We start from the raw sequence: 23331 nt of genomic DNA on the forward strand, positions 1-23331 counted from the left end.
ACCCGCCACGTGCAGGTCTACTCGTGGATCGTGGGGGTAGCTGCCGTACATGGGGAGCCACAGTCATGAGGTGACGGATGCGATTCTTGAGACGCTCAAGCGCGCCAGTTCGGGATTGAAGGACGCCGGCGTCAAGTTCGCCCTGGCGGGCGGCTGCGCGGCGTACGCCAGGGGCGCGGCCCCCTCCTTGCACGACGTGGATTTCGTGCTGATGGAGAAGGACGCGCCGATCGCGCTGGAGGCGCTGCGCGATCTGGGCTTCCGCACGCACAAGCCGCCCGAGGACTGGCTGGTGAAGGCGTTCGACGAGGACCGGCTCGTGGACCTGATCTACCGGGTCTCCGACAACCCGGTCACCGAGGAGTTGCTGGCGCGGGCCGAACCGCTCAAGGCCTCGGCGGTGATCATGCCGGTGCTGGAGGCGACCGACCTGGTGATCTCGTGGCTGATGCCGATGTCCGAGCACGCCTGCGACTACGGAAGCCTGTTGCCGCAGGTCCGCGCGCTGCGGGAGCAGGTGAACTGGGACCGGGTGGGGGCGGTGACGATGCGCTCGCCGTACGCCTTCACCTTCCTGACGCTGCTGGAGCGGCTGGGGGTGATCGACCACCCGGTGCGCCCGGAGGCCGAGGAGGACTGGCCGTAGACCGCGGGCACGGCAAGGGCCGCACCCCTGCTGGGGTGCGGCCCTTGTGGTCCGATCAGGTCAGAACGCGGTGCCCGGACCCTGCGGGAAGCGGCGGTAGTACTCGCCGACCCGGGTACGGTACTCAGGCTCCTTGAACGTCGCCTCGTCGAACTCGGGCGCGTCCTTGATCTCCGCCTTGGTGCGGGAGACGTAGACGTTGCGCTCCTGCGGGTCGATCTGCGTGATCACCGAGCCGGGAAGCAGGACCTTCTTGCCGAAGATCCACGGGCCGGTGTCGACGATGACGTAGCTCTCGCCGACCTCGTACGTGGCTTCGTCGATGGATCCGATCTTCCCGTCGGTGGCCTGCACGTGGTAACCGACCAGGTCGAGGCTCTTGCCGCGATCGTAGACGTCAGGGCGATAGTCCCAGAGCTCCATGAGGGAGTGCTCCTTTCGTCCGACTTTCTCGGGAAATTTCCTGCTACCCGGACACAAATTGGTAAACGTGGCTTAGCCTCTACGGCTGTGCCGTACCAACAGAACATCAACCAGCAGTCAAGTGGACCAGTCCACTCTTCTCCCGTGGAAAGGGACAGGCTCTACGAGGTCGACGCGCTGCGGCTGCTCGCGGCGCTCTGCGTGGTCCTGTACCACTACACCTTCTCCGGGTGGTCCAAGAACGAGACCGCGGTGGTCTTCGCCGCCGAGAGCACGGTCACCCGGTACGGCTACCTCGGCGTGGACCTGTTCTTCCTGATCAGCGGCTTCGTCGTGCTGATGAGCGCCTGGGGGCGCACGCCCCGGCAGTTCGCCGTCTCGCGGCTGGTGCGGCTCTACCCGGCCTACTGGTTCGGGATCGCGGTCACCTCGATCGTCATCCTGACCCTCGGCCAGGGGCTCTACCAGGTCACGCCGGTGCAGTTCCTGGTCAACCTGACCATGTTCCAGGCGGTGGCCGACATCCCCAACGTGGACGTCGTCTACTGGACGCTCTGGTCGGAGATGCGCTTCTACTTCATCATCCTGGCGCTGACCCTGGTCGGCATGACCAAGACCCGCGTGCTGGGCGTGATGTGGGGCTGGCTGGCGCTGACCTTCGCGGTGCAGGCCGGGCTGCTGCCGCAGGCCGCCGACCTGATGGTGCAGTCCGAGTTCTCGCACTACTTCGTCGGCGGCATGGCGCTGTTCCTGCTCTACCGCTTCGGGATGAGCTGGCAGATCGCGCTGCTGGTGCCGATCTGCCTGGGCAACGCGGTCTACCAGGCGGTCCGCTACGCCAACGCGGTGGGGGAGCGCTACCACGTGAGCTACTCGGCGGTCGCGGTCGGCGCGGTGGTCGTGGCCATCTTCCTGGTGATGACGCTGGTCGCGCTGCGGGTGACCAAGCCGCTGGGCCGGCCCGGCATGGTCACCGCCGGGGCGCTGACCTACCCGCTCTACCTGCTGCACGCCTCCATCGGCTTCGTCCTGTTCAACCTGCTCGACGACTACGTCAACGCCTACGTCCTGCTGGCCGGGGTGATCGTGCTGATGCTCGCGGCGGCGTACGGCGTGCACCGCGTGGTGGAACAGCCGCTCGCGCCCCGGCTCAAGCGCTGGGCCCTCGGCAAGCAGCCGGTTCCGGCCTGACCGTACCGGCCGGCCGGTAAGCATGGCCTGGGCCCGGCCCGGGGGATACGATCCGCTGCACACCCCTACACGCTGCGGGAGCGGACATGACGCTCGGAACCGGCCATGAGTGGATCCCGCCCGGCATCGACGCCGGCCGGCCGAGCGTCGCCCGCGTCCACGACGCGCTGCTGGGAGGCACCGAGAACTTCGCCGTGGACCGGGCGGTCGCCGACCGGCTCAAGCAGGCCGTGCCCGAGGTGGTGGACCTCGTCTGGTGCAACCGCGCCTTCATCGGGCGCGCCACCGACCACCTCGTCCGCGAGGCCGGCATCACCCAGCTCATCGACCTCGGCTCGGGGCTGCCGACCATCGAGAACACCCACGAGGTCGCCCAGTGGGCCGACCCCCGTGCCCGGGTGGTCTACGTGGACATCGACCCGATGGTCGAACTGCACTCCCGTACCATCCTGCGGGAGAACGGCCAGGCCGTGGTCATCACCGCCGACGTGCGCGACGTCGACTCCGTGCTGGGCCACCCCGACCTTCTCCGGCTGATCGACTTCTCCCGGCCCGTCGGGGTGCTCATGGTCGGCCTCCTGCACCTCTTCCCCGACGACGCCGACCCCTGGAAGCTCGTGGCCGAGTACCTCCAGCCCTTGGCCTCCGGGAGTCACCTCGTCGCCTCCAACTTCTACGCCTCGCCCAGCCCGCAGGCCAAGGCGCTGGAGGCGATGCTCCACGCCACCATGGGCACCGGCCACTTCCGCTCCCGTGCCGCCATCGGGCGTTTCTTCAGTGGGCTGGACCTGGTCGACCCCGGCCTGGTCCCCTTCCCCCAATGGCGGCCCGACGGCCCACCCCCGGTCTCCCTTGCCCCGTGGGAAGAGATCCTCCTCGGCGCGGCTGCCCGCAAACCTTGACCTTCTTTGGGTCTGTGGCCCCCCGCCGCCCAGGATCATCCCCCACCGCCGGGCTCCTCACCGCATTGGTGGACAGGGGGCATTGGTGGACAGGGGGCGCCCGGGAGCGACCCCCCGCTCCCACCGACCACCCGACCCAACCGATGCGGCGGGCAGGGGGTGCGGTGGGTGGTGATCCTGGGCGGCGGTCGACCCACCGACCACCCCGCCCCCAACCGATGCGGCGAGTACGGGGTGCGGCGGGTGGTGATCCTGGGCGGCGGCCGACCCACCGACTACCCCATCCAACCGATGCGGCGAGCACAGGGTGCGGTGGGCGGTGATCCTGTGCGGTGGCCGGTCAGGTTACGGTGTCCCCGAAGCCTCAGTTCCGGCGAGCCGCCGAGCTGACCCGCTTGGCGATCCGTTCCCACTCGGTCCCGAACGGGTTGTCGTTGATCATGTAAGTCCACGTAGCACTAGGCCGCCGCAGCTCAGGATCAGGCACCTCGAACGACTCAAGCGACCGCTTCTCGATCTCGGTCATAAGCTGCTTGTACTCCGCCACAGCCTCCCGATGGAACTCGTCCAACGGGCTCATCCGCCCCAGCGCCCGAAGATGAATCCCCTCCCGGAGATCCGTCAAAAACGCCAAATGCTCGGTCCAGCACCGATCAAGGTGGAACAGCACGATCTGCCGCGCCGTCTCGTCCCGGCTCTCCTCGGGCAGTTCCGCCCACCGCTCCGGATCCGCCCCCGACAGCGCCACGCTGGCCGAGTCCCCGTGCAGCACCTTGTCCCGCCACTCCAGCACCAGCTCCCGCTGATGCTCAAGCAGCCGGGTGTACCGCCAGGTGTTGCGGTGGATCTCCAGGTTGACGCCCTCGGCCACCCGCTGGGCGTGCCCCACCAGGTAGGCCCCTCGGCGGTGCCGTACCACCCCGTCCGGGTCCGCCGAAGGCGGCCGCTCGTCGGGCACGAACTGGGTGATCAGCGCGTCCTGCGTGCTGACGAAGAACACCGACCCCCCGGGATCCCCCTGCCGCCCGGCCCGCCCGCGGAGCTGGTCGTCGAGGCGGCTGGAGGCGTGCCGGCCGGAGCCGATCACGTAAAGTCCGCCGAGTTCGGCCACGCCGTCCCCGAGCCGGATGTCGGTGCCGCGCCCGGCCATCTGGGTGGAGACGGTGATCGCGCCGTGCTCGCCGGCGCGGGCGATGATCGAGGCCTCTTCGGCGTCGTTCTTGGCGTTGAGCACGACCGGCTCCAGCTTGCGCCGCTGGAGCAGCTTGGCGAGGTGCTCGGACTCGGCCACGTCGAGGGTGCCGATGAGGATCGGCCGGCCGCTCTCGTGGACCGCCTGGATCTCCTCCACCAGCGCGGCGATCTTGTCCGGTTCGGTGGGGTAGATGCGGTCGGGCTCGTCCTCGCGCACGCACGGCCGGTTGGACGGGATGACCGCGACCTTGAGCCCGTAGAACTCGCCGAGCTGCTCACTGACCGCGACCGCGGTCCCGGTCATGCCGCAGATCTGCGGGTAGCGCCGGATGAGGCCCTGGACGCTGATCTGGTCGAGGATCTCGCCCTTCTCGGTCGGCGCCAGCGCCTCCTTGGCCTCGACCGCGGCCTGCAGGCCGTCCGGCCAGCGCTGGAGCAGCGCCACCCGGCCACGCGAGGCGTTGATCAGTTGCACCTTGCCGTCGCGCACGATGTAGTCGACGTCGCGGGCGAGCAGTGCGTGGGCGTGCAGGGCGAGGTTGACCTCGATCAGCGTGCCGGGCTCGTTCTCGTCGTAGAGGTCGACGCCGAGCTGGTTCTCCACGGTGGCCGCGCCCTTGGCGGTCAGGTAGACGTTGCGGCCCTGCTCGTCGATCTCGTAGTGGTAGCCGCGCACCAGCGTGCGCACCAGGGCGGCGAGCTCGGGCGCGGTCGTGCCGAGCTCCGCCGCTCCGGCCAGCACCAGCGGCACCCGCGCCTCGTCGACCAGCACGGAGTCGGCCTCGTCGACCAGCGCCACCTGCGGGGCCGGGACGATGATCTGCTTCGGGTCGGTGCACAGGCGGTCGCGCAGCACGTCGAAGCCGATCTCGCTGACCGGCCCGTAGAGGACGTCCTTGGCGTAGGCCTCGCGGCGCTGCTCGTGGGTGGAGTTCTGGTCGATGTAGCCGACCGTGACCCCCATCGCCGCGTAGAACGGCGCCATCCACTCCGCGTCGCGCTTGGCGAGGTAGTCGTTGACCGAGATGACGTGCACGTGCTTGCCCTGCAGCGCGTAGCCCGCGGCGGCCATGGCGCCGGAGAGCGTCTTGCCCTCGCCGGTGGCCATCTCGGCGATGTGCCCGTCGAGCAGGGCCAGGGTGCCGATCAACTGCACGTCGTACGGCTTGAGCCCCAGGGTCTCCTCGGCGGCGTGGCGCGCGAAGGCACAGAAGCCCGCCAGGTCGGAGATGTCCGGCTTGTCGGGGCGCTTGCTCAGCTTGTTGGCCGCGTGCACCACCCGCTCGTACGACGTGATGCCCACGCCGCCCGGCCGGTCGAGCATGTTCCGGAAGAAGGCGGAAAGCTTCGAACGTCCGGATGGTTCAGCCGAGGCCCTTTTGCCGCTCACAGTCCCTCCAACGAGTGGTCGCCCGGGCCTGTTCCTTCGGGGGCCCACGGGCCGGGTCCGGTACGGCAGGCGCCGCCGTACCGGACCTTAGCTCATCGCGCCTCGTGCATGGTCAAGGCGACGACCGCCGCGAGGAGCACCACGCTGCCCGCGACCCCGGCCGGGGTCAGCCGCTCGCCCAGGAACGCCACCCCCAGCGCCGCCGCCCCGACCGCCTCGCCGAGCGAGATCACCGAGGCGGTGGTGGCCTTGACTGCGCTCAGCGCCCGGAAGAACAGCCCGTAGGCCAGGGCGGTCGGGATCGCGCCGAGGTAGAGGAGGAGCAGGAGGGATTCGAGGGAGAGTGACGGGATTGTCCCCCCGGCGAGCAGGAACGGCGCCAGGCACAACGCCGCCACCCCGAACCCGCCGACCGTCGTGCGCGCCGGGTCGGCGTGGTGCCGCCTGCCGTACAGGGTGACGGCGGCGTACCCGGCGGCGGACAGCAACGCCATCCCCACCCCCACCACCGCTCCCGACGCCCAGGCCCCCTCATCCCCAGCCGGCCCGACCCCGGCCACCACCGACCCGGCCGCTCCGTTTCCAGCGGCCCCAACCTTGGCCACCACTGGTCCGGCCGCCTTGTTTCCAGCGCCCCCGACCCCGGCCGCCCCGGCCGCCTCTGTGGTGGTCCCCTGGGCGGTGGTTTCGGCTGCGGTGGGGAGGCCGGTGGTCAGGAGGAGCAGCCCGCCGAGCGCCGCGGCCATGGCGGCCACCCCGGTGCGGGACAGCCGTTCGCCCAGGAACACCCGCCCGCCGAGGGCCGCGAACAGCGTGGTCACCCCCATCGTCACCACCGTCGCCACGGCCACCCCGGTGGCCTCGATCGCGGCGAAGTAGGCGGTCTGGTAGACGGCCATCCCCACCCCGACGACCACCATGTCCTTGCTCACCCACCTGGACCGGGCGCTGCCAGGACGCGGGGACGCCGCCGCCGGGACGGAGAGGGGACGCCTCGCCCCGGGACGGTGGAACAGCCGGGCGGTGGCCAGCAACAGCACCCCGCCGATGAGGTAACGCCAGAGGGAGACACCGACCGGGTCGAGCCCGGCCTCGTCGAACAGCAGCTTGCCCGCCGCACCGCCGGTGCCCCAGGCGGCTGCGGCCACGCACACGTAGAACGCGCCACGCCGGGCGCTCAGGGAGTTCATGATGGATCGCTTCCGAAGGGAGTGTCTGAACAGGGCCCTGGAATGCGGGCAGCAGCCACCCCCGGATCGGGTCAGATCCGGATTCTTCGCGTCTTGGGGCCGCCCGCTAGCGAGCGGGGGGCGGAGAGATCACGTAATACGGCACCCGCCCACCCTAGCCGCGCCCTCTCGACCCCCGCCTCCCCAAATCTCCCGACCCGAAGGGGACTCCTTCGGGAGGAAGGGGCCCCCTCCCGAAGGACCCACCCGCCCCTCCGTAAGACCCCCGCCGTCCGAGACCCTCGCCCCTCCGTGCGACCCCCGCCACTCCGTGAGACCCCCGCCACTCCAAGAGGGAAACGCTGTGACATACCTGACGCCACCTGACAGGTAAGCGCGGAAGCATGGCTCGCATGACGACGAAAGCCAAGCTCATCGCTACGACTATCGACTGCCCCAACCCCGGCGAGCTCGCCGAGTTCTACCACCAGATCACCGGTCTCCCCATCCAGGTGACCCACGAGGACTACGCCGCCGTAGGGGACGAGACGGCCACGATCTACTTCGCCCGCCTGGACGAGCACCAGGCCCCCGCGTGGCCGGGTCCGGACAAGCAGTTCCATCTCGACTTCCGCGTCCCGGATGTGGACAAGGCGGTCAAGGAGTACGAGGCACTGGGCGCGACCAGGCCGGACTTCCAGCCGGGCCTGGAGATCGAGGGCGGCGGCTGGGTCGTCATGCGCGACCCGGCGGGCCATCTGTTCTGCGTCTGCCCGGAGAGATCAGCCTAAAGGCCGATTCAAACGCCGCCCTGGGCTAATACTCTGTATCAATGCTCTTCACGGACCTCTGCGGGCGCCCATGACCTGGGTCGGCCTGGTGATCGCCCTGCTAGGGGCCCTTGGGTACGCGCTCGGCGCGGCGCTGCAACAGTACGAAGCGGTGGCGGAGGGCGCGTCGCTGACGTTGATGCGCCGCCCCCGCTGGTGGATCGGCGGCGCCATCTCCTTCACCGGCGCCTGCCTGCACGCGGTGGCGCTGAGCTTCGCGCCGCTGGTGGCGGTGCAGCCGATCAGCGTCGCGACGCTGGTGTTCGCGGTGCCGCTGGCCGCGTTCATGTACGGGCGCAAGCCGTACAAGGCGGAGGTTCTCGGGTCGATCGCCGTGACGGTCGGCCTGCTGTGGCTGATGTTGCTCGTGCCTCCGCACAACGTGAAGCCGTACCTGAGCACGCCGAGCGCGCTGGGGTTCATCGGCGTGATCGCGGTGATCGTGGTGGTGGCGCAGCTCGCGGCCCGGCGGGTGCACGGGTCGGCGAAGGCGTTGCTGCTGGCGGTGGCGGCCGGTGCCGCGACCGCCAGCGTGTCGACGTTCGTGCGCGTGGTCGGCGGCGGGTTCGACGGCGACTTCGGCACGCTGCTGCATTGGTTCACCCTGGCCATCCCGACGCTGCTGGTCTGCGCGACGGTGTTGCTGCAGAAGTCGTACGCGGTCGGCTACTTCGGCATCGCCTACGCGGGCGTGCAGGTGGTCGACCCGATCACCAGCGTGATGGCCGGGGCGATCCTGCTCGGCGAGCCGCTGCCGACCAGCCCGAGCACGGCGGTGCCCGCGCTGCTGGCCGCGGCGCTGACGGTGGCGGGCACGATCACGCTCGGCCGGCTGGCCCCCGATCACTCGAAGCAGCAGCCGAAGCAGCAGCCGGCCCAGAAGGCGACCCAGCCGGGCACGCAGCCGGGGACGCAGCAGCAGCCGATCCAGCAGCCGCCGGTCCAGCAGCAGGGGCCGGAGGCGGGGCCCATCCCAGCACCTCTTCCTGCGACCGCAACAGCAGATCTGGACTGATCCGCGAGCCCAGGCTGAGCGCCAGGTTGCGCAGGCCGGTGGCCACCGGGTTGCGCCACATGACCGCCCGGTTCACCGACGCCGCCCGCGCGACGATCTTGCTGGTCCGCGGCAGCCGTACCCGCGTGTAGGCCTCCAGGTCGGGCGCGACGGCGGCGAGCACGACCGCGTCCTCGATCGCCTGGCAGGCGCCCTGGCCCAGGTTGGGCGTCATGGCGTGCGCGGCGTCGCCGAGCAGCGCGACCTTGCCGTGGTGCATGGCGGGCAGCGGCTGGGCGAGGTAGTGGACGTCGTTGCGGATGATCCGCGCCGGGTCGAGGCTCTCCAGCAGCGAGCGGATCGGGTCGTGCCAGTGGCCGAAGCGGCGCAGCAGCTCGGCCTTCTCGTCGGCCAGGACCGTGCCGGCCGGCAGCGCGTCGGTGGCGTAGATGTACACCTCGTCGTCGGCGAGCGGCATGATGCCGAAGACCTTGCCCTCGCCCCAGCTCTCCGCGCTGTTCAGCGGCCGGTCGGGTTTGGGGGCGAGCGCCCGCCACGCGGTGGCGCCGGAGTAGACCGGCCCCGGATGGCCGGGGAACAGGCGGGCCCGGTTGGCGGAGTGGATGCCGTCGGCGACGACCACCAGCTCCGCGTCGTAGGCCTCGGCCGGTCCGGTCTCGACGCCGAGGTGCAGCGCGTGCGTGGGCAACGCGCCGACGAGCAGCTCCGACAGCCGCGCCCGGCGCATCAGCACCACGCCGTCGCCCCAGCGCTCGATCGCCTTCTCCGGCGTGGTGCGGGTCAGCCAGCGGCCGTCGCTGCGCCGCAGCCCGGCCTCGCCCTGGATCGAGGCGAGCTTGCGCACCTCGTCGCCCAGCCCGATGGTGTCGAGCGCCTTGAGCGCGTTGGCCGCCACCGCCAGCCCGGAGCCGATCGGCTCCAGCTTGGGCGCCCGCTCAAGCACGCGCACCTCCCAGCCGCGCTGGTGCAGCGCGATGCCCGCGGTCAGGCCGCCGATGCCCGCTCCGATGACCACTGCCCGACGACCCATGACCGCCCCTCCCGCAGGGAAACTACAGCTGTAGTGAGCAGACTACACCTGTAGTATCGCGGTGTGAACCGTACGGAGCTCATCGCCGAGACCGCGATCACCCTGCTGGCCGAGCGCGGCATGCGCGGGCTGACCCACCGCGCGGTGGACGAGGCGGCCGGCCTGCCGCCCGGCTCGACGTCCAACCTGGCCCGCAGCCGCGCGGCGCTGCTGGAGCTGACCCTCGCGCGGCTGACCAGCCTGGAGGAGGAGGCGCTGTCCGAGGTGTTCGTGCTGCCGGCGGGCGACCTGGTGGAGACGATGGCCAAGGGGCTGCAGGCGCAGCTCGCCGACCGGCGGCGCACCCTGGCCCGCTACGAGCTGGCGCTGGAGGCGACCAGGCGGCCGGAGCTGCGGGAGATCTACGACCGGGCGGGGGCGCGCTTCCGCGACCCCGCCGTCGCGCTGCTGGCCGCCGCCGGTTGCCCGGACCCGGTACGGCAGGCGCGCCAGGTGGTGTCCTATTGCGAGGGCGTGCTCTTCGACGCCATCGTCGGCGCGGGCGCCGAGCCCAGCGTCGAGGACCTGCGCGCCGGCCTGGCCGAACTGCTCACCGGCCTGGCCGTGAGAAGGCCGGACCCGGCGTCCGAGACCGCCGAGCCGCCACCACCGAGCCAGGAGAAGGGCTAATCGCAGGTCTCCCGGTGCGGAAGCCCCGCGAGGAGCCGCCGCCAGTCGGCCGGTGACAGCCCGCCCGCCGTGGCGCAGATCGCGTCCGCGGCCCGGTCGAGCGCCTCCGGCGCCCCCGAGGCGGTGAGCGACAGGCTGATCACCGTGCCGTGCCCGGTGAGCACCCGCAGTCCCTCCCCGGTGAAGCGCGCCTGGGCCGGCCGGGCGCCCGCGCTGGGCAGCCGCCGGTCGACCAGGAGCGCCCCGTCCGACAGCCGCCAGACCCGCACGTGGTCGTGCGCGGTCCCGGCCAGGAAGCGCCCGTCGGAGCTGAAGCGCAGCGGCCCGGCCGCCGGGGTGAGCGGCAGCTCGCGGCTGGGCGCCCCGTCGAGCCCGAAGATCTGCACGCCGCGCTCGGTGGCGACGGCGATGCGCTGCCCGTCGGGGCTGAAGGCGGCGTAGTCGAGGGCGAACCCGGCCAGCCAGGGCGCGGGCCGGCTCTTCTGGCCGTCCAGCCAGCGCAGCTCCGACCGCGAGGCGTCGAAGACGAGCGCGAGCTGGTCGCGCGGGGAGACCAGCGCGTACTCCCCGTCGAAGCGCACCCGCCCGGCCCGCAGGTCCCAGGCCCAGCGTTCGCCGCTCTGCCGGTCGGCGGCGAAGACGAGGCCGCCGCCGGGGCTGAACCACGCCGAGTGCTCGCCGGGCCAGTCGAGCCCCCGGCCGATCTCGCCGAGCGCCTGCCCGGACCAGGCGTCCCACAGGAAGGTGCGGCCCGCGCCGACCATGGCCAGCTTGCGCCCGTCCGGCTCCCAGGCCAGGGCGCGGATCTTCTCCGGCACGTTCTTGGCCACGAGCTGCTCGCCGGTCCGCACGTCGTAGACGCGCAGCACGCCGTTGGTGACCGCGGCCAGGTGCGAGCCGTCGTCGCTGAGGGAGTGGATGGAGCGCTCGTCGGCGCCCGGGTCGGTGAAGACCGACAGCGCGGGGTCGGTCGCCGAGCGCCGCAACGCGTCGGCGGCCTGCTCGACCGGGGCCAGCTTCCAGGCGGCCAGGCTGAGCCGCCGCGCGGTCACCGGGTCGGCCACCCGCAGCTCCTCGGCCTTGCTGGCCGCCAGCCGGGCCATGGTCTCGTCGAGCTGGTCGCCGGTGCTGCCCGTCTGCCACAGCGCCAGGCCGGCGGCCAGCAGCGCGAGCACCAGGCCGCCGGCGACGACGGCCAGTCTGGTGCGGGCCCGGCGGCGGCTGCGGGCGGTGCCGGCGTCGAGGAACTCCTGCTCCTCGTCGCTCAGCGTCACGTGCCGGCGGGCGGTGGCCGCCCAGGCGACGATCTTGTCGACCTGCGCGGGCGGGATCAGGTCGGCGTCGCGCCGCCCGCTGGTGTCCCACCGCCGCGCGGCCTGGACCAGCTCGCGGTGTACGGCGAGGCCCTCGCGCTCCCCGTCGAGCCATTCCCGCAACCGGGGCCAGGCTCGCACCAGGGCGGGGTGGGTGATCGTCACGGTGTCGGTCACGGTGAGCAGGCCGGCTTCGCCGTACGCCTGGAGCACGGGTTCGGCGCGCTCGCCGAGGTCGGCGCGGGGGACCGAGCAGCGGGTCTCGCCGGGCTCGACCAGCCGCAGCAGGATCTCGGGGACCAGTTCCTGCTCGGCGCTGGGAAGGGCGAGGTAGACCTGCTCGGCGCGCTCGCCGAGCGGCGGGTCGTCCACGGGTTCGGGGGGCAGGAGCCGTCCCTGCTGGGACTGAGGGGCGTCGAGCAGGGACAGGAGTAATCGGCGGGCGTCGGGCCGGCGGCCGGGATCGGGGTCGCGGGCCTGGCCGACCAGCTCGCGCAGGGCCCGGTCGAGCTCGCCGCCGGCGGCGAACTCGATCAACTCGGCCCAGGCGGCGATGTCGGCGGGCGGGCCTTCCTCGGCGCCGGCGGCGCCGAGCCCGATCAGCCGCGGTCCCTCGGGGCCGAGCAGCACGTGGTCCGGGTCGACCGCGCCGTGCGCCGTGCCCGCCTCGTGCACGGCGGCCAGCGCGGTGACGGTCGCGGAGGCCAGCCGGTAGAGCTCGTCGCAGCCGTAGGGCCCCTGCTCGGCGACGACCTGGCGCAGCGTGGGCCCTGGCACGTACTCGCTGACCACGTACGGCCGCTCGCCCTCCAGGTCCGCGTCGACGAGCTTGGCCACGTACAGCGAGGTGACCGTCTGGGCCCGGCGGCAGGAGGAGCGGTCGGCGGACTTGGGTAACAGCATGAGCGCGTAGCGTGAACCGGCTTGGTCGTAGGCTTCGCGCACGGCGCCATTGCCGAGACTGGCGCCGAGCCAGTAGGCGCCCAGCCGATCATCCATGCGCGGTTAGATGCCGCCTTTCGGCTAACGGTTCAGGCGAGCCCGGTGCTCCGGCCACTCCTCCTTGAGAATGCCGAAATGTACGCTGTCGCGCCAGGTGCCGTCGGGACGCTTCCGATGCCGGCGCAGGGTGCCCTCGTGCACGCCGCCGATCCGCCGGATGGCCGCCTGCGAGCGGGTGTTCAGCACGTCGGTCTTGAGCAGCACGCGGTTGTAGTCGTGCTCGTGCGCGAACAGGTGGTCGATCAGCAGGATCTTGCACGAGGTGTTCACCGCGGTGCGCCACACCGCCCTGCCGTACCACGTCCAGCCGATCTCGACGCTGTGGCTGTAGGTGGGCACGTCGCCGAAGGTGGTCCAGCCGACCGCGTGGCCGTCGTGCACGACGGCGAAGGGCACGTAGTGGTCGGGCCGGCCGATCAGGTACTGGGCGAGGCCGGCCAGCTCGTCCTTGGTCCGCGGCGTGGGGCAGGGCATCCAGCGCCACACCTCCTCGTCGGCGCCGCCGGCCTCGAAGAGGTCGGGCACGTGGTCAAGGGTGAGCGGTTCCAGGCGGACCACCGCGTTCTCCAGGACGACCGGAGCGGGCAAGGCGTGTGTCATGGCAGGAGGGTAGCGGCGCGGCCGGCGCCCGGTTGAGTGCCACCTGGGGCGATTAACGGGAAGCCAGTCGCCGTGGTCGACAGTCATACCGACCGGTCGGTAGTGTCGCGGCATGGACTTCGCCTTCGACAGCGTCACCGAGGAACTGCGCCGGCGCCTCCTGCGCTTCATGGACGAGTGCGTCTACCCCGCCGAGGCGGCCTTCGACGAGCAGGCGGCGACCGCCGGCTGGGGCCCGCCGCCCCTGCTGGAGGACCTGAAGGACGAGGCGCGCAAGCGCGGGCTCTGGAACCTCTTCCTGCCCGGCGAGCACGGCGCCGGCCTCACCAACCTGCAGTACGCGCCGCTCGCCGAGATCATGGGCCGCTCGCCGAGCCTGGCGCCGGCGGCCACCAACTGCGCGGCGCCGGACACCGGCAACATGGAGGTCCTCTCCATGTTCGGCAGCGAGTGGCAGCGCAAGGAGTGGCTGCGCCCGCTGCTGGAGGGCGAGATCCGCTCCGCCTTCGCGATGACCGAGCCGGACGTGGCCTCCTCCGACGCGACCAACATCGCTACGAGCATCGTCCGCGAGGGCAACGAGTACGTCATCAACGGCCGCAAGTGGTTCATCTCCGGCGCGATGAACCCCAACTGCAAGATCTTCATCGTCATGGGCAAGACCGATCCCGAGGCGCCCTCGCACCGGCAGCAGAGCATGATCCTGGTGCCCCGCGACACGCCGGGCATGACGATCAAGCGCGGCATGACGGTCTTCGGCTACACCGACGGCGACCACGGCGGCCACGCCGAGGTGCTCTTCGAGGACGTGCGGGTCCCGGCCGACAACCTCGTCGGCGAGGAGGGCGGCGGCTTCGCCATCGCCCAGGCCCGCCTCGGCCCCGGCCGCATCCACCACTGCATGCGGCTGATCGGCATGGCCGAGCGGGCCATCGAGATGATGTGCAAGCGGGCGCTGGAGCGCACCGCCTTCGGCAAGCCCATCGCCCAGCAGGGCGTGGTCCAGGACTGGATCGCCGAGTCGCGGGTCCGGGTCGAGCAACTGCGGCTGCTGGTGCTCAAGGCCGCCTGGCTCATGGACACCGTGGGCAACCGGGGCGCGCACACCGAGATCCAGTCCATCAAGATCGCCGCGCCGCTGACCGTCGAGTGGATCCTGGACAAGGCGGTCCAGGTCCACGGCGCCGGCGGCGTCTCCCAGGACTTCCCGCTGGCCGGCCTCTGGGCGCACGCCCGGACCCTGCGCCTGGCCGACGGGCCCGACGAGGTGCACAAACGATCCCTTGCCTACCGGGAGCTGAAGAAGTGGATGTAGTCACCAAGTTTCTGGAGAACGCGCCGTCCGACCGGCTCGAGTACCTGAGGGCCCGCTTCGACGCCGGCCTGGCCTGGGTGCACTTCCCGGTCGGCCTGGGCGGGCTCGGGCTGTCCCGCGAGCTCCAGCCCGAGATCGAGGCGGCACTCAGCGGGCACCCGCAGCCCGACTTCGGCGTGCAGACCATCGGGCTCGGCATGGCCGCCCCGACCATCCTCGCCTTCGGCACCGAGGAGCAGAAGCGCCGCTTCCTGCGCCCGCTCTACACCGGCGAGGAGATCTGGTGCCAGCTCTTCTCCGAGCCCGGCGCCGGATCCGACCTGGCCACCCTCGCCACCCGCGCGGTCCGCGACGGGGACGAGTGGATCGTGGACGGGCAGAAGGTCTGGACCTCGGGCGCGCACCACGCCCGCTGGGCCATCCTCGTCGCCCGCACCGACCCGGACGTCCCCAAGCACCGCGGCCTGACCTACTTCGTCTGCGACATGCAGGCCCCCGGGGTCGAGGTCCGCCCGCTGCGCCAGATCACCGGCGAGGCCGAGTTCAACGAGGTCTTCCTCACCGGCGTCCGGCTCGGCGACGACCTGCGGCTCGGCGAGATCGGCGACGGCTGGCGGGTGGCGCAGACCACCCTGATGAACGAGCGCGTGGCGATCGGCGGCAATCCGGTACGGCGGGGCGGCGGCATGATGCAGCCGGTGCTCGAAGCCTGGCGCGACCGCCCGGAACTGCGCACCGAGGAGCTGCGCCAGCGGCTGCTCAAGGTCTGGGTCGAGGCCGAGGTGACCCGCCTGTCCGGGGTACGGCTGCGCGAGCAGCTCGCCGCCGGCCAGCCCGGCCCCGAGGGCTCGGGCATGAAGCTCTCCTTCGCCAAGCTCAACCAGGAACTGTCCGGGATCGAGGTCGAGCTGCTGCGCGACCTGTCCTACGACGACTGGAGCTTCCGCCGCTCCGGCGCGGTCGACTTCTTCGGCCGCGGTCCCGGCTACCGCTACCTGCGGGCCAAGGGCAACTCGATCGAGGGCGGCACCTCGGAGATCCTGCGCAACATCGTCGCCGAGCGTGTGCTGGGGCTGCCGAGCGAGCCCCGCGTGGACAAGGACGTGCCGTGGAAGGACCTGCCCAGATGAGCGCAGCGAACCAATCGACACAGCGACCCGGTCAACGGGCCGACGGAGGAGGCCCGATGACCCTGCTGTACAGCCCCGACGAGGACGACCTGCGTTCGGCGGTCCGTTCGCTGCTGGCCGACCGGGCCTCCTCCTCGGCCGTGCTCGCCCGCGTCGAGTCGGCGCAGCCGTACGACCTGGACCTGTGGAAGACGCTCGCCCAGGAGATCGGCGTGGCCGGCCTGCTGGTGCCCGAGGAGTACGGCGGAGCCGGCGCCACGGCGCGCGAGGCGGGCGTGGTCATGGAGGAGCTCGGCCGGGCGGTCGCGCCCGTGCCCTTCTTCACCAGCTCGGTCCTGGCCACCAAGGCGCTGCTCGACGCCGGCGCGGGGGAGGAGCTGGAGCGCCTGGCCGCCGGAGAGGTCACCGCGGCGCTCCTGGTGCCGCTGGCGGCCTCGCCGTACAAGATCCTCACCGAGGGTCTGGTGGCCGGCGCGGAGGCCGCGGAGGTGCATCTGAGGGTCGAGGAGGGCGTGCTCTACCGCGTGGAGGGCGCCACGGTCGAGGTCGTGCCGTCGCTGGACCTCACCCGGCCGGTGGCGCGGGTCTCCGGCGGCGAGCGGGTGGCCAGGCTGGGCGAGGTCGATCTGGGCGAGATCCTCGGCTTCGGCGCGGCTCTGCTCGCCTCCGAGCAGCTCGGCGTCGCCGAGTGGTGCCTGGAGACGACGCTGGCCTACGTCAAGCAGCGCTACCAGTTCGCCCGGCCGGTCGGGTCCTTCCAGGCGATCAAGCACCGGCTGGCGGACCTGTGGCTGGACGTGGTCCGTGCCCGGGCGGCGGCGCGCAACGCGGTCGCCGAGCTGTCGCCGATCTCGACGGCGACGGCGGCCTCCTGGAACTCCTCGGTGGCCGTGCACGTGGCGGAGGAGGCGGTCCAGCTCCACGGCGGGATCGGGATGACCTGGGAGCACCCGGTGCACCTGTACCTGAAGCGGGCCAAGGCCGACGAGATCGCGCTGGGCACGCCCGGCGACCACCGCGAGGCCCTGGCCGGCCTGGTGGGGCTGGACTAGGAGGCCGGCTTCAGCGAGGTCAGCAGCAGGTCGGCGAAGTGGGCGCCCACCTGGGCACCGGTCAGCGGCCCGTCCGCGTGGTACCAGGTGCCCAGGTGGTGCACCGAGCCGAAGAAGAAGTCGACCACGATCTCGGCCGGCACGTCGGCGCGGAAGACGCCCTCACGCTGGCCCTCGGCCACCAGGGCGCGGAAGCGCTCGTGGTAGCGCCGCCGCTCGGCCCTGACCGTCTTCTGGGTCTGCGGCGCGAGCAGGTGCATCGAGCGGAAGAAGATCTTGGAGTCGTCGAGGTTCTGGGTGGTCGTCTCGACCACGTCGGCCGCGGCGCGGTAGAGCCGCTCGGCCACCGGGCCCGGCCCGTCGGCGATCTCGGTGAGCCGGCCGGTCTGCATCCGCAGCAGGCGGGCGTAGACCTCGTGGAGCAGGTCGTCCTTGGAGTCGAAGTAGTGGTACATGGCGCCCTTGGTGACGCCGGCCGCGACCACGATCTCCTGGACCGAGGTGCTCTCGAACCCTTGCTCGGCGAACAGGCGGGTGGCCTCGCCGAGCAGTCTCTGACGTACCGGTTCTTCCTTCACGTCTCCTGAGCATACCGACTGGTCGGTAGATCGGCGCGTGATCTGATCGGGTTGGTGTTATTTCCATAACCTCCCGCACGTCGCGCTCCAACTTAGGGTATCCATCCCTCGGCGAGGGATCTCCGGCGTGGCAGATCCATGCATTACCTACTCAGTCGGGGAGTTCGGCATGCCCGGTGGCTCGATCTACGTTCAGCGGGACGAGAAGTTCACGGGTAACTCAGCGCAGTGGTACTACGAGAAGTACTGGCACGAGGACGCGCGCAGCCGCCAGAGGCTGCGCGCGGTGAAGGGCGTCATCGCCCTCGCGGGCGCGTTCTGGCTGGCCATGCGCCTGGATCTGACCGGCGCGGTCTTCTACGCGCTCGGCGCGGGCCTCGCCGCGGCGGGGCTCGACTGGTACCTGTCCTGGCGCTCCTACCGCGCCACCGCCGTCTGGCGGGGCCGCCGGCGCGGCGAGCTCGTCACCGGACGGCTCCTGCGGCGCTCCCTGCGGGGCCATCGGGTCCTGGACGGGCGGGCCATCCGCGGGCAGGCCTCCATCGACCACCTCATCATCGGGCCCGGCGGCGTCTGGATCGTGGACAACGAATCCTGGAGCCCCGACACCGAGATCGCCACGTACGGCGGGCGGTTGTTCTTCGGTGAGAAGTACGGCACGGCGGTGGCCAAACCGCTCGTGGAGACCGCGGCGGCCTTCGCGGAGCTGCTCACCCGCGAGACCGGCATCCCCGTGCAGATCGGGACGCTCCTGGCGGTTCACTGCGGGCAGCTTCCGAGGCGCGGCCTCGTCGCGGCCGAAGGGGTCACCCTGGCCAAGCCCCGGCTGATCGCGCGGCTGGTGCGCCGTACGGTCAACCAGGTGCTCACCGAGGCGCAGATCGAGGTCCTGGCCCGTACGGCCGCCCGCGAGCTGCAACGCGTCGGCTGACGGCGATCGGGGAGCGTGGGGCTCCCCGACGCCCAGGTTCACCGTCCTCGAAGAAGGCGGCGCGCTCAGGCTCGCCGCCCCGGTAGAAGGCGGTCAGGGTCTCGGCCAGCGCGGCGGGATCGGGGTCGTGCGGTTGCCCGTGGAGCGTGCGCCGCTCCGCGTCGGGCAGCACGGCGGCCAGCGCGGTGCAGTCCGCCGTCATGCCCGCGTCCAGCCCGCTGTCGGCCACCAGCACCGGCGCCCCCACCGTCACCATCGCCGCCGCCGAGAAGGCGCGCGCCATCGCCGCGTCGTAGCCGGCCACCTCGGTGCCGCCCAGCGACGGCTCCCACACCGCCACCCTGCCGATCGGCAGCCCGCGTGCCGCCGCGGCCAGGACGACGAGCGCGGCCACGGAGCCCCCCACCACGTACGGCAGGCCCCCCGCGGCCTCCAGCACCGCCCGCAGGTCGTCGAACTCCCGCTCCGGCGCCCACGGCAGGATGTCGCCGCTGTCACCCCGCCCGCGCCGGTCGTAGGTGTACACGGTGAACCTAGCGGCCAGCGCCTCGGCCAGCGGCGTCCTTACCCGCCGGTGCGCCGCCCCGTCGCCGACCAGCACCAGTGGCGGCCCGCCGTACCCGCGCCGGTCGAAGGCGATCGCCGTGCCGTCCCTGGAGATGACTGTGTCCACGCACACGAGGTCCATGCGCTCAGCCTCGCGCCGGCGGGTGCGCCTCCGAATCCGTGCCCACCACTGATCCACCACGGAATCCCGGCTCGGCCTCCCAGCGCAGCAGGTCGCCCGGCTGGCACTCCAGCACCTCGCAGAGCGCCTCCAGCGTGGTGAACCGCACCGCCTTGGCCCGCCCGTTCTTGAGCACCGCCAGGTTGGCCGGGGTGATCCCCACCCGCTCGGCCAGCTCGCCGACCGACAGCTTGCGCTTGGCCAGCATCACGTCGATGTCGACCACGATCGGCATCAGATGACCTCTTCCAGCTCGGCCTGGAGCTTGGCCGCCTCCACGTCCCGCGCCACCGCCTGGGCCAGCAGCATGCGCAGCACCAGCACGATGAGCGCGACCCCGAGGATCGCCAGGCTCACCCCGCAGATCAGCAGCACGATGCCCGGCGCGACCGCCTCGCCCGGCGCCAGCAGCACCGCCATCGCGAACGTCAGCACCGCCGCCGCCACGATGGCCCCGATGACGATGTGCACGTAGCGGAAGGCGGCGGTCGAGAAGACCGTGCCGCGCCGCACCATCGTCACCAGCCGCCAGACGCAGACCAGCACGACCTGGGCGGTCACCGCGCCCAGGAAGACGATCGCCAGGAACGGCGTCCGCAGGTAGGCGTAGTCCGGGTTGAGGCCCTCCATGTCCTTCGCCAGCAGCGGCAGCATCACCGCCTGCACGAACACCGATCCGGCCAGCAACACCACGAGCACGGTGCGTAGCGCGTTGACGGTCAGCTTTCCCATGACCCCTCCTTCGAATGTCGATAGAAATCTATCGACATTCGATAGGTACGGCAAGCGGGGTCAGGCGAGCTCCTCGATGAAGGCGGCGAGCTGGGCGACGTTGCGGCACTCCCGCATCGGCACGACCGCCGCGTACTCCGACGCGATCGAGTCGCCGGTGTCCCACTGCGCCCGCGGCTCCGGGTTGAGCCAGTAGGCGTGCCTGGCCTGCCCGGTCAGCCGCTTGACCAGGTCGAGCGCCGGAGGCTGGTAGTTCGACCTGGCGTCGCCGAGGATCAGCAGCGCGCTGCGGGGGCCGACGGCCTCGCCGTACCGTTCGGCGAACCGTTCGAAGGCGTGGCCGTAGTTGGTGCGCCCGAACCGCACCATGTCGGCCTCGTTCGCCAGGCGCGTCATCGCCTCGACGACATCGGAGCCGGGGGCGAAGAACCGGGTGATCTCGTCCACCGTGTCCACGAAGCCGAACGCCCGCACCTTGGTGAACTGCTCGCGCAGCGCGTAGGTGAGCAACAGGGTGAAATGCGCGAACGACGCGACCGAGTCGCTGGTGTCGCAGAGCACCACCAGCTCCGGCTTGTGCGGCCGGGGCGGCTTGAAGTGCGTGGCCATCGGGACGCCGCCGGTCTGCAGCGAGGCCCGTACCGTCCGCCGGAAGTCCAGCCGGCCGCGCCGGCCGTGCCGGTGCTTGATGCTCAGCCGGGTGGCCAGCCGCCGGGCCAGCGGGTACACCTCGCGGCGCAGCGCCGCCAGGTCCTGCTTGGTGGCGCGCAGGAAGTCGATCTGGTCCAGCGGTGGGCGGACCGTCGAGCGGGCGATCTTCTCCGTGCCCGAGTCCTCCGCGATCCGCCGCCGGACGTCGGCGGCCACCTCCTGCTCGAACTGCTGGATCCGGCCGGTGATGCGGGTGCGGGCCGTCTTCTCCGGCAGCCCGCCGCGCTCCTGGCCCGCCAGCACCTCGTTCAGCAGCCGTGCCATCAGCGTCTCGGGGGACAGGGCGCGCAGGACGCTGTAGGAGAACCAGTTCTGCCGTCCCGGGCCGGCCTCCTGGCGGCCGAACCGCTCCACCATCGCCTGGGCGAAGCGGCGCAGCTCCTCGTCACTGCCCTCCGCCATCAGCCTGGCCAGCTCGTCCCTCAGCTCGGGGAGCTCGGCCGTCGCGGGGTCTGTCCTCGTGGTCTCGTACTTCTCGGCGAGCTCGGTCGTCACCCTGGGGAACCACAGGTCGAACAGCACGTCGAAGCCTGGGCGGTAGGCGGGCTTCTTGATCAGCGTGGCGGCGTACGCCTGCCGTACCGACTCGCGCTCGGTCAGCTCGACCACCTGCAGCGCCCGCGCCGCATCCAGCCCCTCGGCCAGCGACACCGGGATCCCCGCCGCCCGCAACGCATGCACGAACCCCACATGCCGATCCACCAGACTCTGCGGCCGGCTGGTTGGGGTGCCTTGAAGAGGATTCATCTCAGGCCCAGTTCCTTGACCGCCCGATCCTGATCAGACGCGTGCTTGAGCACCACGCCCAGCGTCCCCGCCACCGTCGCGTCGTCCAGCGCGTCCTCCAGCTCGGCCCGCCCCAGCGCCACCAACGTCCGCGCCCAGTCCACCGTCTCCGCCACCGACGGCGCCTTCTTCAGCTCCATCGCCCGCAACGTCGCCACCGTCCGCGCCAGCTTCTCCGCCAGCTCGGCCCGGATCGTCGGCACCTGCGCCAGCACGATGTCCCGCTCCCGCTCCGGCGTCGGATACCCGATGTGCAGGTACAGGCACCGCCGCTTCAGCGCCTCCGACAGCTCTCGCGTCGCGTTCGAGGTCAGGATCACGTACGGCCTGCGTACCGCAGTGATCGTCCCCAGCTCCGGAATCGTCACCTGGAAGTCCGACAGCAACTCCAGCAGCAGTCCCTCGACCTCCACATCCGCCTTGTCCATCTCGTCGATCAGCAGCACCGCCGGATCCGTGCTCCTGATCGCCTTCAGCAGCGGCCGCTCCAGCAGGAACTCCGCCGAGAAGATGTCGTCATCCGCACTCGTCGCCTGGATCCGCAGCAGCTGCTTCTTGTAGTTCCACTCGTACAGCGCCCTGGCCTCGTCCAGCCCCTCGTAACACTGCAGCCTGATCAGCCGCGCCCCCGTCGCCTCCGCTATCGCCTTGGCGAGCTGTGTCTTCCCGACCCCGGCCGGCCCCTCCGCCAGCAGCGGCTTCCCCAGCGCTCCGGCCAGGTACGCCGTGGTGGCGATCGCGTCATCGGACAGATAGCCGGTCGCGGCGAGCCGCTCGCTCGCGTCGGCGGGTGAGTCGAACATCCACACTCCTGGGTGCCGTGTGTAGCTGGAAACCGAACTTTATTCTCCCGGGTCGATTCTCGCTGCCGAGACCCGATTCGACCAAGGTCCCGGATGTGGGTATATTTCTTCTCGCAGCACGCGCCGCTAGCTCAGTTGGTTAGAGCAGCTGACTCTTAATCAGCGGGTCCGGGGTTCGAGTCCCTGGCGGCGCACCTGACAGAAGCCCCAGTTCGGTATCACTGAGCTGGGGTTTCTTCGTTTCACTCCCGCTGCTCTGCAAGCGTGGTGGATATTCGCCGTGACGGGCACCATGATCGGCGGCTACCTTCGATCCGTGAAGCGGAGGTGATCTGACCTGTCCGAGCCGATCCAGCCCTTCCGGTGGAACGTCGACCGTCGCGAGCAACTCGGAACTCTCGTGGAGGGCCGCGACCGCCGGTTTCCCTTCCTCGGCGAACTCGTCGAATGCGCCGCGAAGGTGGTGGCGCGCAGCGGGAACGGGGATCTGTTCTTCGTCGGCCGGTCCTGCGACAGCCTCCACGATCTCCTGAAGGGCGCCCTGGCGGGCACCTCCTCTAGCGACCGGTTACACCTGTTGCCGTACTCGCATCGCTCCGAAAGCGAATACGCCGCCGCCGATCTGCGGCAGCTCCGGGTCAACCTGGCCGCGCTGGGTGTCACGCCCTCGGCCCTGGAACGACGCGACCGGCCGATCGTGTTCACCGATCTGGTGCACTCAGGCTGGACCTTCGAGAACCTCTACCGTGTCCTGCGCGAGTGGATCGACGACGAACCCGCCGCCTGGCAGGTGATCCGTACCAAGATGCGCTTCCTCGGGATCACCCAACAGGGCAAGACCGCCCCGAACGCCTGGCGATGGTGGCAGCACGCACCCTGGGTCAAGGAGCTTCCCCGCCGAGCCGTCACCAACGTCTCCCTCGACAGCTGGGTCTGGTCCTACCTGGGCGACCAGCAGAGCAAACTCGCTCCGTCCTTTCGCCCTCCGCGCTGGGCCGACCCGACGGTGACCATCCCGCCCCGCGACGACAAGACGCTGGACGCGCTCAGCGAAGCGGTCACGCTCGTCGACCAGGGTCGCAGCCGCGAGGTACGGCAGGCGTTGGCCCGGGTCATGGCGGGTGAGCCCACGTTCCGCGAGGGCTGGCTCCGGTCGCTGGCTCACGAACTCCGCCACGGCTGACGTGGTCAC

General features: G+C 71.2%; 22 protein-coding genes, 1 tRNA gene and 1 pseudogene. 12 read left to right on the top strand and 12 right to left on the bottom strand.

What is annotated here, in order from left to right; translation table 11 throughout:
• Positions 1–70 precede the first annotated feature (70 nt).
• Complete coding sequence (locus ACIBG7_RS24825; RefSeq protein ID WP_357927641.1) at positions 71–646, top strand: nucleotidyltransferase; 576 nt, start codon at positions 71–73, stop codon at positions 644–646.
• 60 nt (positions 647–706) lie between these two features.
• Here the strand turns inward: ACIBG7_RS24825 and ACIBG7_RS24830 are convergent, their stop codons facing one another.
• On the bottom strand, positions 707–1069 hold the full coding sequence (locus tag ACIBG7_RS24830) for a PRC-barrel domain-containing protein (RefSeq protein WP_357927639.1): 363 nt from the start codon (positions 1067–1069) through the stop codon (positions 707–709).
• 144 nt (positions 1070–1213) lie between these two features.
• On the opposite strand from ACIBG7_RS24830, the gene ACIBG7_RS24835 reads away from it, so the two are divergent.
• Positions 1214–2260 (top strand): acyltransferase family protein, encoded by a 1047-nt coding sequence (locus tag ACIBG7_RS24835; RefSeq protein WP_397337715.1) that lies wholly within the window; start codon positions 1214–1216, stop codon positions 2258–2260.
• Between the two features lie 86 nt (positions 2261–2346).
• Positions 2347–3162: an SAM-dependent methyltransferase gene (locus tag ACIBG7_RS24840; RefSeq protein ID WP_357927635.1), complete on the top strand. Its 816-nt coding sequence runs from the start codon at positions 2347–2349 to the stop codon at positions 3160–3162.
• A gap of 364 nt (positions 3163–3526) precedes the next feature.
• Here the strand turns inward: ACIBG7_RS24840 and secA2 are convergent, their stop codons facing one another.
• Positions 3527–5680: an accessory Sec system translocase SecA2 gene (gene secA2 / locus ACIBG7_RS24845; protein ID WP_357927633.1), complete on the bottom strand. Its 2154-nt coding sequence runs from the start codon at positions 5678–5680 to the stop codon at positions 3527–3529.
• Positions 5681–5838: 158 nt separating this feature from the next.
• Positions 5839–6936: an EamA family transporter gene (locus ACIBG7_RS24850; protein ID WP_397337716.1), complete on the bottom strand. Its 1098-nt coding sequence runs from the start codon at positions 6934–6936 to the stop codon at positions 5839–5841.
• Positions 6937–7328: 392 nt separating this feature from the next.
• Here ACIBG7_RS24850 and ACIBG7_RS24855 point away from each other — a divergent pair, with 392 nt between their 5' ends.
• Together ACIBG7_RS24855 and ACIBG7_RS24860 are read left to right on the top strand one after the other, a co-directional pair.
• Complete coding sequence (locus tag ACIBG7_RS24855) at positions 7329–7706, top strand: VOC family protein (RefSeq protein WP_357927629.1); 378 nt, start codon at positions 7329–7331, stop codon at positions 7704–7706.
• Between the two features lie 70 nt (positions 7707–7776).
• Positions 7777–8517 (top strand): annotated as a pseudogene (locus tag ACIBG7_RS24860) (DMT family transporter); the annotation flags it as partial.
• A 46-nt stretch (positions 8518–8563) separates the two neighbouring features.
• Here the strand turns inward: ACIBG7_RS24860 and ACIBG7_RS24865 are convergent.
• The gene (locus tag ACIBG7_RS24865; RefSeq protein WP_397337717.1) at positions 8564–9790 is read right to left on the bottom strand and encodes an FAD-dependent monooxygenase; all 1227 of its coding nucleotides are present in this window, start codon (positions 9788–9790) and stop codon (positions 8564–8566) included.
• Positions 9791–9853: 63 nt separating this feature from the next.
• Between ACIBG7_RS24865 and ACIBG7_RS24870 the strand changes: the two genes are divergently transcribed.
• Positions 9854–10459 (top strand): TetR/AcrR family transcriptional regulator, encoded by a 606-nt coding sequence (locus tag ACIBG7_RS24870; RefSeq protein ID WP_397337718.1) that lies wholly within the window; start codon positions 9854–9856, stop codon positions 10457–10459.
• Here the strand turns inward: ACIBG7_RS24870 and ACIBG7_RS24875 are convergent.
• Together ACIBG7_RS24875 and ACIBG7_RS24880 are read right to left on the bottom strand one after the other, a co-directional pair.
• Complete coding sequence (locus ACIBG7_RS24875; RefSeq protein ID WP_397337719.1) at positions 10456–12771, bottom strand: hypothetical protein; 2316 nt, start codon at positions 12769–12771, stop codon at positions 10456–10458. The two genes, ACIBG7_RS24870 and ACIBG7_RS24875, sit on opposite strands and share 4 nt — an antisense overlap.
• Positions 12772–12795: 24 nt before the next feature.
• Positions 12796–13374: a GNAT family protein gene (locus tag ACIBG7_RS24880; protein WP_357927622.1), complete on the bottom strand. Its 579-nt coding sequence runs from the start codon at positions 13372–13374 to the stop codon at positions 12796–12798.
• Between the two features lie 112 nt (positions 13375–13486).
• Here ACIBG7_RS24880 and ACIBG7_RS24885 point away from each other — a divergent pair, with 112 nt between their 5' ends.
• The 3 genes from ACIBG7_RS24885 to ACIBG7_RS24895 are packed head-to-tail and all read left to right on the top strand — an operon-like array spanning position 13487 to position 16871.
• The gene (locus tag ACIBG7_RS24885) at positions 13487–14689 is read left to right on the top strand and encodes an acyl-CoA dehydrogenase family protein (RefSeq protein ID WP_357927621.1); all 1203 of its coding nucleotides are present in this window, start codon (positions 13487–13489) and stop codon (positions 14687–14689) included.
• A complete protein-coding gene (locus ACIBG7_RS24890) occupies positions 14680–15819 on the top strand; it encodes an acyl-CoA dehydrogenase family protein (protein ID WP_357927620.1) in 1140 nt (379 codons plus the stop codon). Before ACIBG7_RS24885 ends, ACIBG7_RS24890 begins: the two co-directional genes overlap by 10 nt.
• A 56-nt stretch (positions 15820–15875) precedes the next feature.
• The gene (locus tag ACIBG7_RS24895; RefSeq protein WP_397337720.1) at positions 15876–16871 is read left to right on the top strand and encodes an acyl-CoA dehydrogenase family protein; all 996 of its coding nucleotides are present in this window, start codon (positions 15876–15878) and stop codon (positions 16869–16871) included.
• On the opposite strand, the gene ACIBG7_RS24900 is transcribed toward ACIBG7_RS24895, so the two are convergent.
• Positions 16868–17449 (bottom strand): TetR/AcrR family transcriptional regulator, encoded by a 582-nt coding sequence (locus ACIBG7_RS24900; RefSeq protein ID WP_357927617.1) that lies wholly within the window; start codon positions 17447–17449, stop codon positions 16868–16870. The two genes, ACIBG7_RS24895 and ACIBG7_RS24900, sit on opposite strands and share 4 nt — an antisense overlap.
• A gap of 169 nt (positions 17450–17618) precedes the next feature.
• Between ACIBG7_RS24900 and ACIBG7_RS24905 the strand changes: the two genes are divergently transcribed.
• Positions 17619–18380, top strand: coding sequence for a nuclease-related domain-containing protein (locus ACIBG7_RS24905; RefSeq protein WP_397337721.1), 762 nt, complete (start codon positions 17619–17621; stop codon positions 18378–18380).
• Here ACIBG7_RS24905 and ACIBG7_RS24910 read toward each other — a convergent pair.
• Genes ACIBG7_RS24910 through ACIBG7_RS24930 form a run of 5 tightly spaced genes read right to left on the bottom strand, consistent with a single transcriptional unit; the run spans position 18316 to position 22139 of the window.
• Positions 18316–19053: an alpha/beta fold hydrolase gene (locus ACIBG7_RS24910; protein ID WP_397337722.1), complete on the bottom strand. Its 738-nt coding sequence runs from the start codon at positions 19051–19053 to the stop codon at positions 18316–18318. The two genes, ACIBG7_RS24905 and ACIBG7_RS24910, sit on opposite strands and share 65 nt — an antisense overlap.
• 19 nt (positions 19054–19072) lie before the next feature.
• Complete coding sequence (locus tag ACIBG7_RS24915; RefSeq protein ID WP_357927612.1) at positions 19073–19342, bottom strand: helix-turn-helix transcriptional regulator; 270 nt, start codon at positions 19340–19342, stop codon at positions 19073–19075.
• Positions 19342–19839, bottom strand: coding sequence for a DUF2975 domain-containing protein (locus ACIBG7_RS24920; protein ID WP_397337723.1), 498 nt, complete (start codon positions 19837–19839; stop codon positions 19342–19344). Before ACIBG7_RS24920 ends, ACIBG7_RS24915 begins: the two co-directional genes overlap by 1 nt.
• Before the next feature lie 60 nt (positions 19840–19899).
• The gene (locus ACIBG7_RS24925; RefSeq protein WP_397337724.1) at positions 19900–21240 is read right to left on the bottom strand and encodes a VWA domain-containing protein; all 1341 of its coding nucleotides are present in this window, start codon (positions 21238–21240) and stop codon (positions 19900–19902) included.
• A gap of 53 nt (positions 21241–21293) precedes the next feature.
• Complete coding sequence (locus ACIBG7_RS24930) at positions 21294–22139, bottom strand: AAA family ATPase (RefSeq protein ID WP_397337725.1); 846 nt, start codon at positions 22137–22139, stop codon at positions 21294–21296.
• 120 nt (positions 22140–22259) lie between these two features.
• On the opposite strand from ACIBG7_RS24930, the gene ACIBG7_RS24935 reads away from it, so the two are divergent.
• Positions 22260–22333: transfer RNA gene (locus ACIBG7_RS24935), tRNA-Lys, on the top strand.
• Between the two features lie 206 nt (positions 22334–22539).
• Positions 22540–23322 carry a hypothetical protein gene (locus ACIBG7_RS24940; RefSeq protein ID WP_397337726.1) on the top strand — a complete coding sequence of 261 codons (783 nt, stop codon included), beginning with the start codon at positions 22540–22542 and terminating at the stop codon, positions 23320–23322.
• Positions 23323–23331: the final 9 nt, after the last annotated feature.

Origin of the sequence: Nonomuraea sp. NPDC050328, assembly GCF_044459405.1 — a bacterium.
Lineage (GTDB): Bacteria > Actinomycetota > Actinomycetes > Streptosporangiales > Streptosporangiaceae > Nonomuraea.